General features: G+C 45.9%; 12 protein-coding genes. 8 read left to right on the top strand and 4 right to left on the bottom strand.

Annotated features, from left to right (window positions below):
- Positions 1–18: 18 nt before the first annotated feature.
- Positions 19–831, bottom strand: a complete 813-nt coding sequence (locus ACZ5DR_RS11740; RefSeq protein WP_377369561.1) for a helix-turn-helix transcriptional regulator — start codon at positions 829–831, stop codon at positions 19–21.
- Positions 832–1,109: 278 nt separating this feature from the next.
- On the opposite strand from ACZ5DR_RS11740, the gene ACZ5DR_RS11735 reads away from it, so the two are divergent.
- From ACZ5DR_RS11735 to ACZ5DR_RS11725, 3 genes are all read left to right on the top strand, one after another.
- Positions 1,110–2,513 (top strand): aspartate ammonia-lyase, encoded by a 1,404-nt coding sequence (locus tag ACZ5DR_RS11735; RefSeq protein ID WP_377369559.1) that lies wholly within the window; start codon positions 1,110–1,112, stop codon positions 2,511–2,513.
- Positions 2,514–2,529: 16 nt separating this feature from the next.
- Positions 2,530–3,555, top strand: coding sequence for an asparaginase (locus ACZ5DR_RS11730; RefSeq protein WP_377369557.1), 1,026 nt, complete (start codon positions 2,530–2,532; stop codon positions 3,553–3,555).
- Between the two features lie 113 nt (positions 3,556–3,668).
- On the top strand, positions 3,669–4,073 hold the full coding sequence (locus ACZ5DR_RS11725; protein ID WP_377369555.1) for a DUF2721 domain-containing protein: 405 nt from the start codon (positions 3,669–3,671) through the stop codon (positions 4,071–4,073).
- Here ACZ5DR_RS11725 and ACZ5DR_RS11720 read toward each other — a convergent pair.
- Positions 4,070–4,429: a VOC family protein gene (locus ACZ5DR_RS11720; protein WP_377369554.1), complete on the bottom strand. Its 360-nt coding sequence runs from the start codon at positions 4,427–4,429 to the stop codon at positions 4,070–4,072. The two genes, ACZ5DR_RS11725 and ACZ5DR_RS11720, sit on opposite strands and share 4 nt — an antisense overlap.
- Before the next feature lie 50 nt (positions 4,430–4,479).
- Positions 4,480–5,364 carry an EamA family transporter gene (locus tag ACZ5DR_RS11715; protein ID WP_377369552.1) on the bottom strand — a complete coding sequence of 295 codons (885 nt, stop codon included), beginning with the start codon at positions 5,362–5,364 and terminating at the stop codon, positions 4,480–4,482.
- Positions 5,365–5,540: 176 nt separating this feature from the next.
- On the opposite strand from ACZ5DR_RS11715, the gene ACZ5DR_RS11710 reads away from it, so the two are divergent.
- Entirely contained in the window at positions 5,541–5,939 is a 399-nt protein-coding gene (locus ACZ5DR_RS11710) for a GtrA family protein (protein WP_377369550.1), read from the top strand.
- A gap of 42 nt (positions 5,940–5,981) precedes the next feature.
- On the opposite strand, the gene ACZ5DR_RS11705 is transcribed toward ACZ5DR_RS11710, so the two are convergent.
- Positions 5,982–7,013, bottom strand: coding sequence for a pirin family protein (locus tag ACZ5DR_RS11705; RefSeq protein WP_377369548.1), 1,032 nt, complete (start codon positions 7,011–7,013; stop codon positions 5,982–5,984).
- A gap of 229 nt (positions 7,014–7,242) precedes the next feature.
- On the opposite strand from ACZ5DR_RS11705, the gene ACZ5DR_RS11700 reads away from it, so the two are divergent.
- The 4 genes from ACZ5DR_RS11700 (at position 7,243) to ACZ5DR_RS11685 (ending at position 12,741) form a co-directional block, all read left to right on the top strand.
- Positions 7,243–8,799, top strand: a complete 1,557-nt coding sequence (locus ACZ5DR_RS11700) for a methyl-accepting chemotaxis protein (protein ID WP_377369546.1) — start codon at positions 7,243–7,245, stop codon at positions 8,797–8,799.
- Between the two features lie 82 nt (positions 8,800–8,881).
- The gene (locus tag ACZ5DR_RS11695) at positions 8,882–9,937 is read left to right on the top strand and encodes a glycosyltransferase family 2 protein (protein ID WP_377369544.1); all 1,056 of its coding nucleotides are present in this window, start codon (positions 8,882–8,884) and stop codon (positions 9,935–9,937) included.
- Positions 9,912–11,336 (top strand): ArnT family glycosyltransferase, encoded by a 1,425-nt coding sequence (locus ACZ5DR_RS11690; RefSeq protein WP_377369542.1) that lies wholly within the window; start codon positions 9,912–9,914, stop codon positions 11,334–11,336. The genes ACZ5DR_RS11695 and ACZ5DR_RS11690 overlap by 26 nt, the downstream gene beginning before the upstream one ends.
- 121 nt (positions 11,337–11,457) lie before the next feature.
- Positions 11,458–12,741 (top strand): 2-hydroxycarboxylate transporter family protein, encoded by a 1,284-nt coding sequence (locus ACZ5DR_RS11685; protein WP_377369540.1) that lies wholly within the window; start codon positions 11,458–11,460, stop codon positions 12,739–12,741.
- Positions 12,742–12,766: the final 25 nt, after the last annotated feature.

Here is a 12,766-nt window from a genome sequence, read left to right as displayed (position 1 = left end):
AAACCGCTAACACTTGGACTAGAATCGTGCTCGAAAGTGCCATTCGCCGATTGCAATGTCATTTTTAATAGACAAACGAATGTCATCATCTAAAGCTTCGTCATCGTAATCATACAATCCCAACATGGGCATAACCTTGTTGCGCTTAATTTCTTTACCAATGAACTCCAGCATAACTCGGGTACAGCAAGGCATGCGCTCGCCACTGCCAGAAACACCGAGACGCAAGCCAGTTAAGCGGTCCACACGATTTTTAAACGTGGGATAAAGCACGGTTTGAGTCATTTCCAAGTTGGTAAGCGTCTCATAATCGTGCAAAAAGATTCGGTCTCCCAAGAACTGCACGACCCCTTTGTACAGTCCATGAAAAGGTTTACCGGATTTACGTGGGTTGAGACGCTCAGTCCGCTGGTAATAGGTTTTATTGCCTTGGCGCTCAATACACACCAAAGTTCTCAGCACCTTACCTGGGTATGCCATGGATAAATAATATTCAAAATAGTACCCCACGTACTTTTCAATGCCGCTTTGGCCAACACTGTTAAGCTTGTCAAAGTATTGCTGTTCAGGGGTTGCCGCCACCGGCTCTTGTTCCGTCACGGGGCGCACTTGCAACAAACGTCTAAATTGGCTGTGTGGAAGCAAGATCTCATGCTCCTCCACCCCAAAGAAGTCACAAATTCGACGCAAGGTGCTGTTGGAAGGAAAGGTGGTTCCACTTAGATAACGGTTAAACTGCGGACGGTTTACGGCTAATCGACGGCAGACATCTGCGATGGACTTGTAGTAACTGCAAAGTAGCCGCAGATTTTCGGGGAAATTTTCATTCATTGGGGGCCTCCTGAACTACTAGCATACTAACGCTTCCAAGAAGGTAGTTAAACCTAAAAGTTGATGCTATTTGACGTCAAAAAAGTACCAATCAGCAACAATACAGATCAGTATACGAACTCCACATTTGACGATAAATTCGTTTCAATAATGACACATCGGCACTAAATTTAAAAAGATGTGCCCATGAAGAGCTTTGGCGCTGAGTGTCGCTTTGCTTCATCATTAAGCAGACTCTCAATTTCCTTGTTCCCTTACATGCTAAGTCAGGTAATAAAATGGATACACGTTCTGAATACGACCTTCTGGGAACTTTGGATGTTCCTGCGCAAGCTTATTATGGCATTCAAACCCTGCGAGCCTCGCAAAACTTTAAGATAACAGGGGTGCCTATTGGACACTTCCCTGAGCTGATCAAGGCCCTTGCCATGGTCAAAGCCGCTGCGGCACGCACTAACCAAGAGTTTGGACTGCTGGATGACACAAAAACTGATGCCATTGTCTATGCCTGTCAGGATCTTATAAACGGCCAATATCACGATCAATTTATCGTAGATGTGATTCAAGGCGGGGCCGGAACGTCAACTAACATGAACGCGAACGAAGTCATTGCCAACATAGGTTTAAGCAAACTTGGCTTTGGTCTTGGTGATTACCAACACCTGCATCCAAATGACCATGTCAACAAATCCCAGTCCACCAATGACGCCTATCCGACGGCGGCGCGCCTGGGCATCCAGTTTGCTGCGGACAACTTTCTACCAGCTTTAGCTCAACTGAAGGAAGCATTGGAAGCCAAAGGCCAAATGTTCGCCTCCGTACTGAAAATGGGGCGCACTCAGTTACAAGACGCGGTGCCCATGACACTGGGTCAAGAGTTCAACGCATTTGCAACCACACTTGGGGAAGACATTGACCGCATTCAGGACGCCTGCGCCCTACTCTGTGAAGTAAACTTAGGCGGTACCGCTATCGGTACGGGAATCAACACCCCTGAAGGGTACTCACAAAAGGCCATAGAAAAGCTCGCTATTATTTCTAAAAAGCCTCTAACCCCAGCCAGTAACTTGGTAGAAGCCACATCCGATATGGGGGCTTTTGTCTTCTTCTCTGGTATTCTAAAGCGCTTGGCAATCAAGTTAAGCAAGATGAGTAATGATTTAAGGCTTCTATCGAGTGGGCCGCGCACAGGCCTTGGTGAAATAAAGCTACCTGAGATGCAACCTGGCTCTTCGATTATGCCGGGCAAGGTAAACCCTGTTATCCCAGAAGCCATGAACCAAACAGCTTATCAGGTGATTGCGTCAGATTTAGCGGTCACCCTTGCTGCAGAAGCAGGTCAATTACAGCTGAATGCCATGGAACCCATGATCATTTACAACGTATTAAACTCGTTAAAAATGCTGCGTGAAGCCTGTGACATGCTCAATCAAAAATGTATTCAGGGCATTCAAGCAAATGAAGCCACGTGCTTGGCCCATGTGGAAAACAGTATTGGCATCATCACTGCATTAGTTCCACACATCGGCTACAGCAATGCTTCTCGAATTGCACGAGAAGCGTTACTCACCGGCGCCACGGTGAAATCATTAATACTGCTCGAAGGATTGCTAACGGAAGACCAGCTTAACGAGCTACTGAAGCCAGAAAAAATGATTGCTCCAACGAAATTGTCGAGCTGATCACCAAGGAGACAACGTGACCTCTAAACTACTTATTCTATACACAGGCGGCACCATTGGTATGGTGCAAACAGACGACGGGCTGGCTCCCTCTTCTGGCCTGCAGGCTCGAATCCATGACACACTTGGGGAAAGTCTGGATGACTTACCTGAGTTCGATTTGATCGAGTTAAACCCGCTCATCGATAGCTCCAATATTACACCCTCTAACTGGAGCCAGATTTATGATGCCCTTCAGCAACATTGGCATGAGTATGCTGGTTTTATTGTCCTACATGGTACCGACACACTGGCTTACACTGCTGGCGCCCTGTCCTTCATGCTGGGCACCTGCAATAAAAACGTCATCATCACAGGCTCTCAAATCCCACTAGGCATGGGTCGTAGTGATGCAAACAGCAACTTAGAATCCGCGATGGCCTTGGCCGTCGAGCCAAGCTTTGGCATGGTGTCCGTGTTATTCCACCACACTCTTATGCAAGGTAGTCGAGTTACTAAGTTCAGTAGCCATGACTTTTCAGCGTTTCAATCTTTTAACGCTGAGCCTTTAGCGAAACTTTCTATCCATAAACAGTTTGCTGGTACAGCATTGAACCCAAGCGCTCTCCAAGCACCGGCAAAGCGTCACTATGAGTTTGATAATAATGGCGTGGGCATCCTTGTGCTCCATCCAGGCATGTCTGATTATGCTTACGAAGGCTTTTTGAAGGACCCGGAGTGCCGTGCAGTGATTATCCAGACCTATGGCGCAGGGAATATAGCGGATCAAAACACAGGTTTTGTGGACTTCTTAAGTAAGATGCAGCAAGCACAAAAACCCGTCATCAATGTCACCCAGTGTGCCCATAGCGGTACCGCACAAGGTGCCTATGCATCGGGTTCTTTACTCTGTAAGCTGGGGATCCTAGATGGTAAAGATATTACTTTGGAAGCGGCTTTCGCCAAGCTACATTGGCTATTGGCTCAATCCTACAGTTATGAGCAGATCCAACAGCAATGGCCCCAAGCCCTGATCGATGAGATGACCTCTAGTGAAGCTTAATAATTAGTTTCAAAAGCGGTCACACAGGCCGAAATTCCATTCGGCCTGTTGATTCAGAATCACGGTTAGGGGATGATTTTGATGGATTCGGTTTTACATTTAACGAGCGACCTATGATCATATCCCTAACGACACCTGCCATGCTCTTCCCTGCAGTTTCATTGCTTTTGCTGGCCTACACCAACCGCTTCGTTACCCTTGCTTCTATCATCCGTAACTTTGATCCTGAACACAGCACGGAAAGTACGCAACAACAAATCACCAACCTGCGTAAGCGCATCTATTTAATCCGCCGCATGCAAGAGGCCGGCGTGATCAGCTTTTTCCTATGCGTCCTCTCCATGATGGCTTTGTATTGGCAATACGAAGAAGTAGGCGGCTATATTTTTGCCGCCAGTTTAGTGTGTTTGCTCTATTCCCTGTATTTATCCGTTCGAGAAATTAACATTTCCTGCGATGCCCTAGACGTCCATTTGAAAAACTTTAAAGTGGATTTTAAGCGCAAGCTAAAGCGTTAATCCTCTAATGGCTTCGACCAAACCGCCCATTCATTGCCACATGGATCAAGGAAGTGAAAACGGCGTCCACCGGGAAACTCGAAAATAGTCTGCTCTATGGTGCCGCCGTTGCTCTCAACACGAGCCAAAGTTGACTCCAAATCCTCAGCATACAGCACCACTAACGCTGCCCCAGTCTGAGGTCGGGAGCAAAACTCCGCACGAAAGAAGCCTCCGTCCAACCCTGAGTCGAAAAAGGCACTGTAATCAGGACCATAGTCAACGAATGTCCAACCAAAGGTTTGACTGAAAAAAGCCTTATTGGCCTCAAGATCTCGAGCAGGCAGTTCTACATAATTTATTTTATTGGATTCCATAAGACCGACCCTTTCTAATTTATAACGTTTACGACCAATTCAAGTCACCCTTATAAAGCTGCCGCGGTCACCAACACAACACTCACCACGATCATAGCGCCACCTGCCCACTGTTGTGGTGTGACTCGCTCGTTAAAGCGACGTTTGGAAAAGTATAGCGTACCAATAATCTCAGCTTGCCCTAAGGTTTTCACCAGAGCTGGATTCACTAAAGCAAAGCCCGTAAACCAACCGATAGAGCCCAGTGAGCTGAGCACACCTACTTTTATGCTCAATCCGACCGATCGATTCACTGGGGCCAAAAAATCACGGGCTTTATAGATCTGAATGGCACATAACAAAATCGATTGCAGTGCCAAAACGTACCAAAGCGTTACCCCTGCACTGGTAATAATAGAACCGTCTAATGAATGACTCGCCATGGAGGCGGTTACCGAGGTCACGGCAAAACACAAGCCGCTACCAAGACCCGCAATCAGGGACATATCCTTATGGGCATGCCTAAGGTTTTGCAGCTTAATGCTCATAACCAAAGCCCCTAATACGCCAAGAATGATGCCACTCCAGGCCATACCATTTAACGAATAATGTAACAACGGAATGCCGATCAAGGCCGCCAACACCGCCTCAGTCTTAGCCAACAAGGTACCTAATGCAAAGCTGCCAGATTGGAACACCCGCAACATCAAATAGGTCGCCAGTATCTGAGCGATGGCACAGACTGTCCCATAAAACAAAAAAGGCCCATAACCTGATGCAGAAACGCCCCCTAAGGCCCACCAAACGATACAGAGGTAAAGGGTAACCAGAGGCAATCCGTAGAGAGATCGAGCCATAGTTGCGTGAAGAAAACCCTGCTCTTGTGACAAGGTCTTTTGATAAGCGGTACGCATGGATTGGCATGCGGCGGCGAATAAGGTGACAAAAACCCACATAAAAACGAACATCCATTACTTTAAAACAAGCTAAGCATGTGACCTTGCTATATATTTGTAAAAAGAATATTTAGAATTGATTTCATTCCTTTAAGGAATCCTTAACGATTGAATCATTACAATCAAACAACCTTTAACACTGACTTTATCCATATAAGTAAATCCTAAGACACATCATGACTCGACAATTTCTACAATTTGGCAGTGTTGGCGCTTTAGGCTTTATCGTAGATGCCAGCGTGCTTTGGATATTGTCCCACTGGCTCCCTTACGAAGTAGCCCGAGCCTTGTCTTTTTGGGCGGCCGTCACATCAAATTGGTGGTTCAATCGGATCTTTACGTTTAAAGAAGCCAGACGAGATGAAAGGGCTCACCATCAGTGGGGGCGATTCTTCTGCGCCTCTTTGATTGGATTTATTCCGAATTGGGGACTGTTTGTCTTACTAATGGAATGGGGTAGTCAGTTAAGTATCAGCAACTGGCCTATTTATCCGTATGCTGCCTTAATACCTGGCATTTTAGCAGGCATGATAATTAACTTTTCTTTGTCAAAAATTTGGGTATTCAAAGCCTAGGCTCTCTGACCTAAGCTTTGATTCCTGAATTCGACCACCTAATTACGGGGTTTCGATTTCGCCCTTAGCGGAGTGACGAGCAAAACGACGTTTCTCTAAACCATGGGTTTGATCGCTTTGCTCCCACGGCCATCCTCCAAATTGGGTACGCTGGTAATCATAAAATGCTTGTTGCAATTCTTGACGAGTATTCATCACGAATGGACCATGTTGCTGTACTGGCTCACCAATTGGACGACCTTGTAACAATAGAAAGCGACTCTTACTGCCAGTGTTCTTCATAGTGATGTCCGCATCGCTGTCGAGCACCAAAGCCTCTCTGATCGATACCTCCGTCCCATCCACTTGAGCCGAGTCCCCTTCAAAAAAGTACAAAGCACGAGTTAAACCTTTGCTTGCCGCAGGCAAGGTCCAACTTGCCTCTTCATCAAGATCAATGATCCAGATTGCCACATCATTCTCGTTATCAGCCGCCCAAGAATCTGGCGGTGGCGCAACAGGTTCAGCAATCGTACCTGTTGGTGACGTGTATGCCCCCGCAACGACCTTGATATGGACCTCATGTCCTGCCGCATCTGGCACTTTAACTATGGGAGTTTGTTCATTCCATAGCATGGCGAAATGAGGCTCAACCATCTTGTTTTTCGCTGGCAGATTTAACCAGATCTGAAACAATTCTAGAGGGTTTGGCTGATCATCATGAACTAAAGGGAACATCTCAGAGTGCTGGACACCTTTGCCTGCCGTCATCCATTGAGTATCCCCTTCCCCATAACGACCAGCTGCGCCCATGGAGTCCGCATGATCCACAAAGCCTTCATTGACTATGGTTACTGTCTCAAAACCTCGGTGTGGATGAGCTGGAAAACCTGGCACCTTGCTACCGTGATACATACGCCAGCCGTCTTTACCTTGAAAATCTTGGCCAATATGACGCCCCGAAAGCGACGCATCAGGGCCTAATTTTCCATTTCCTTTTGGAAAGCGGTCATCGTGAAAAGCACAAAATAAAAATGGATCAAACGTTGGCCAAAACATTTCCAAGGCCAAGCGCTGTTTAATATGCGAGGACATAATCTCTCCCAAGAGTATTAAAGATTTTGTAAGGGTATCCTATGAAAACGGTGCTGGCGAGACACCAAATCATGCTTACTTACTTTTTGTTAGCTTCAAATCGAAGGGTTTGATGGGTTTGATTTAAAAAGTTGAAGTAATACTTAAGTAGAATCTATATTCACTTTCCATTGTCCTATCCTTAGTTTATAAACATTGTGTAAATAATTGCGTTTTAGGGATATGTTATATGGGCCAGAATTGGGGATTTTCACTAGTTATTGCGTTAACCGGTGTAATCGGTATTGTTTTGCCAGATGTTTCAACATTATATGGATTCACTTTAGTTGTAATGGCCTCAGGGAATATCGTAACGGCATACATTCTAGCTAAGAAAAAACCGCTTAAATCACATCATCAGCCATTGAAAGCAGAAACATCTCCAGAGCAAATAGCGCAAAAAGTTTCTATCACTGCTTCAAAAATGGCCATCGGTTCCGCTGAAGTGTCCCATGCAGTGGACGGTTTAACCAAGCATATCCAACAAGTCGAAACTCATAGTCAGCAGATCAGTGAAGCAACCTTAGTTTTGAGCAGCAGCGGCGAGCAACTGTCGCAACACATAACATCCATTAACCAAACTATGGAAAAGACAGCTGCATCGGCCACCACCTCCGAGCAACAACTCAAGCTCGGGGCAGAAAGGGTGGTAGAGCTATCTCGCTCCGTTGAAGAGGCTGCCCACCAAATTGAGCGACTCAACCAGAGTGCTGATGAAATTGAATCCATCACCGATGTAATCAAGGGGGTTTCTGAGCAAACCAACCTACTCGCCCTTAATGCTGCGATAGAGGCGGCTCGAGCTGGTGAGCAAGGCCGAGGCTTTGCCGTGGTGGCAGACGAAGTACGAACCCTCGCCGGAAAAAGCGCCGAAGCATCACAAAAAATCGCTGACATGCTGAATGAGGTGCGACAGAACAGTCAAAAAACTCGGGATAACATGAGTAAAGTCACTAGCCAAAGCGACACCCTTAAAGATGAACTAATCAGCATTACAGACACCTTCATACACATCACTCAAGATGTTCAAAATGTCTCCCTTTCCATGGAAGAAATTAAGCAATCCAGCAGTGACTTCCAGACCACGAGCTTACAGATTAACGGATCCATTGGTGATATTAGCCAATCACTTACGAGCCTCTCAAATCGCGGCATGACACTGTCCAAGCAAGCCAGTACTTTAAGCGAGGGCGCGGAATCCATCTTCTTGAACTTGGACGGAATAGAATACGAAAGCTTCTTCAAAGAGACCTTGGCCGAAGGTAGGGCGGCGGCCAGCGCTATTGGCAAAATATTGGACTCTCTTATTGAAAAAGGTGACGTTTCGGAGGCGGCATTATTTGGTGACCAATACCAGCCGATTCCTAATACTAATCCCACTAAGTTTTCGACAGCTTATGACCGTCTCACAGATCAGTATTTGCCTGATATTCAGGAGCCAATCCTTGAGCGCCAAAAGCACATACTCTATGCAGGTGCCGTCAATAGAAAAGGCTACTTCCCCACTCACAACAAACGCTACAGCAAACCCTTAACCGGTGATTATGATGTGGATCTACTAAACAACCGCACCAAACGTATCTTTGATGATCCCACAGGAAGACGTTGTGGTAGCCATACAGATGCCTTTCTACTCCAAACTTACAAACGTGATACAGGAGATGTGCTTCATGATCTATCGATCCCCATTTATGTGAAAGGCAAGCACTGGGGTGGATTTAGGATAGGTTTCACTGCAAAGGCCTAAGTCAGAGTGATAGGTAACTGGAGCATTAAGACTCGCTTAATGTTTCTAGTGGATACTCAAAATTCCAATTAATGTGTGAGAAATGATGTCTAACTCTTCTGATAAAAACGAATCAACGACCCCCTACCTGTCTATCATCGTGCCGTTTTTAAATGAGTCTGAAAACCTAGCGAAGTGCCACCATGCCTTGTTACAGGTATTAGATAAACTGCCACATCATTCTGAAATTGTTTACATAGATGATGGCAGTACTGACGACAGTTGGTTGGTAGCTTGCTCATTGCACTCCGGCCGCCATTCGTTACGCGTTATTCGTTTAAGCCGAAATTTTGGTAAAGAATGCGCATTGAGCGCGGGATTACTAAAAGCTTCAGGTAGCGCGGTGATTCCATTTGATGCAGATCTCCAAGACCCGCCGGAATGCATATTCCAGATGGTTGAAGAATGGGAGTCTGGTTACGATATTATTGAAATGCAAAGGACCGAACGCTTAGGGGAAACTTTTTGCAAAAAACTGTCCGCTAAACTCTTTTATAAAACCCTTTCCGCCCTTTCAGACTCTGACATTAACGAAAATGTTGGGGATTTTCGTCTACTAGATCGCAAAGTCGTTCAAGTGATCAATAGCATGCCTGAGCGTAATCGTTTTATGAAGGGGCTACTATCTTGGCCTGGTTTTAAACGCAAGGTTCTAACTTTTCAACGAGCTCCCAGACATGCAGGCACTTCCAAGTGGAATTACTTCAAGTTATTCAAACTTGCCTTTGAAGGCATTACTTCTTTTAGTACGAAGCCTCTCAGACTCGCAACGTTTGCTGGTGTAACGACATCGTTAATCGCATTTATCTATTCCATAATTGTGCTCACAAAGACCGTCATTTGGGGAGATCCCGTGGCAGGTTATCCCTCGTTGCTAATTGTTGTTCTACTTATAGGGGGAGTTCAACTGCTCTCCATCGGATTACTGGGGGAATATGTGGGGCGTCTTTTTATCGAATCTAAGCAGCGCCCTCTTTACGTAGTCATGGAAGAAATTTTTAAAGAATCCAAGGATTCCCCCCAAGCCAATGAATCAAACATTTCTCACATTAACGCCCACCAGGATATTAGAAATGGAAAAGCACTTTCCGGCGAATAAATCGATTATTATCGCCATTAGTGGACTGTTACTACTTCGCTTTTTTTCTCTCGCGCTTTACCCATTAATGGACACCACAGAAGCGCGATATGGCGAAATGGCTCGCATCATGCTGGAAACCCAAAACTGGGTGACCCCAATGTTCGATTATGGGGTACCATTTTGGGGTAAGCCTCCGATGTTCACTTGGCTTAGTGCTCTTGGATACAGTGTTTTTGGTGTGAATGAGTTCGGTGCCAGAGCACCACATTTGCTTGTGGGTGCTGGCATATTATTACTGATCTATCCTTTTGCCACCTTCACCTTTAAGTCTGCACGAAGTGGCTTATTTGCCTGTGTCATTCTGACATCCACGGCGGCCTTCCTAATCTTCTCTGGCTCAGTGATGACAGATACAGCCCTGACTTTTTCTATTACCATGGCCATGGTTGGCTTTTGGATGGCATGGGTCACAGGCGAAAAAAAGTGGGGATATCTGTTCTTTATTGGCTTGGCGTTTGGCCTATTGTCCAAAGGGCCATTAGCGATCGTGCTGGTAGGCATCAGTCTCTTCCTATGGCTATCCATTAACCGCCAGTGGTCTCTTCTTTGGGGACGACTTCCTTGGATCACAGGCACCCTGCTAATGCTCATCATTGCAATCCCTTGGTATGTTTTAGCTGAGCTCAGAACCCCAGGGTTTTTAGACTATTTTATCGTCGGCGAACATATTAAGCGGTTTCTTGTGAGTGGCTGGGAAGGTGATTTATATGGTTCAGCTCATACACAGCCTAGGGGAATGATCTGGCTTCTTGGGTTGATTGCCTTGATGCCTTGGACGCCGATTTTAATGGCTCAATTAGGACGCATTTGGCGTCACTCCTCCATACAGAATGACGAATATTCGGGGGTGCTTTCCTATTTAATCTGTTGGATGCTCGCACCTTTGTTGTTGTTTACCATGGCTGGAAATATCCTGATGAGTTATGTGATGCCGGCTTTACCTGCCGCCGCACTCTTGATTACATACTTGCAGCTTAAACGCCCTATTCGCAAAGTTTGGTATGGTATTGGGGCTATAACTCCAGCACTTTTAATATTGGTAGTCATCGTTTTGAATACCTCAACCGTAGACAAGCTGTCCGATAAACAACTGGCGGCTAGTTGGCTAAACACACCTGAACATAAGCAAGCCCAATTGTATTATGTTGGCGAGAAGTCTTTTTCATCACAGTACTACAGTCGCGGTATCGTGGAATCCATTACTGGCAATGTTCAAGCGTGGGCGGGAAAACAACTTCAGCCGTTCTTTTTCATACAGCCGAAAACGTCACAAGCTTTGTCTGTTATTTCAAAAACTTGGCAGTGCGTCTTGAAAAGTGAAAACACAAAACGCCAGCTGTTTTATTGTTCTAAGTAAAATCTCGATTACAAAAGTTTCAAATCCACCTTTTACTTTCAATAGTAAAGGTGGACTTCTGTCTGTGAAATAGATTGGTAGACTTCGCCCCCATAATAATCACAAACAGAGAGTGTCCTTCATGAATACTAGCGAAGCTATTCCTTCAAATGACCAGCGCGCCGTTAAGGCAACCCTTTTTGTTGCGGCGTTTATCATTCTTTTAGCCACATACTTTAACGAGTTGCCAGGCGGCATGATTGGCGCATTAGGCGCAATGGCTATTGTCGGTTTTGTACTGAATTACATCGGTGACCGAACTCCTATTATTAACCAGTTCTTCGGTGGCGGCGCGATTGTCGTTATCTTTGGTTCTTCTTACCTATTCCACAGTGAATGGATATCTGGCGATATCGAACAACAAATCACAACCTTTACCAAAGGCGGCGGTTTCTTGTCATTTTACGTTGCCAGCCTAGTCACTGGCTCTATCCTAGGGATGAGCACTGCAACCCTTAAGAAAGCAGCTCTTAAATACATCCCTGTTATCTTGGGCGCTGTGGCCATTTCTTTCTTGTTTGCAGGTTTGATCGGCTTGTTATTCGGTAAGAACTTATTTGAATCCTTAATGCTGATTGCCTTGCCTATTATGGGTGGCGGCATGGGCGCCGGTGCCGTACCTTTGGTAGAAATCATGTCTGGCCGTACCGGAATGGACGCTTCAGATTTAATGTCTCAAATGGTGCCCGCTCTTGCTATCGGTAATGCCATCGCCATCGTGATCGCAGGTTTACTAAACAAAATTGGCCAAATACGCCCTACTTGGACAGGTAACGGCGAGCTAATCCGCGGAGATGCAACTGCTATCGTTGATAACGAGAAAAAAGAACCTCTAGATGTAGCCAAGCTTGGCCTAGGTGCTTTGATCGCGATCAGCATGTTTTTCTTAGGCACTCTGTTATCAAACGTGATTAGCATGCACACCTACGCACTGATGATTCTTTCGATTGCCTTGATTAAAGTGTCTGGCATCATGCCAGAACAGCTAGAGAAAGCAGCTCATGCTTGGTACACCTTTGTAGTCGGTAACCTAACACCCGCTTTGTTGGTGGGTATCGGTGTGGCTTACACTGACTTGAACCAAATTATCGATGCCCTATCACCTATGTACTTCGCTCTAGTCTTCGCCACTGTTCTCGGTGCGGCGATTGGTGCAGGTCTAGTCGGTCGCTTGATGGGCTTCTTCCCAATCGAATCAGCCATCACTGGTGGACTGTGTATGGCGAACATGGGCGGAACCGGCGATGTTGCGGTATTAGCCGCCAGCCGACGCATGCAACTCATGCCATTTGCTCAAATATCGTCCCGAATTGGTGGTGCCTTCATGCTTATCCTAGCGACATTTGCCATTCAACTTCTCGGTTAAACTTTACACCTGGGCTCTCTATGAG

It is taken from the genome of Marinomonas vaga, assembly GCF_055388305.1.
The sequence above is the reverse complement of the archived record's forward strand: the minus strand, read 5'-3'. Positions and strand labels throughout refer to the sequence as shown.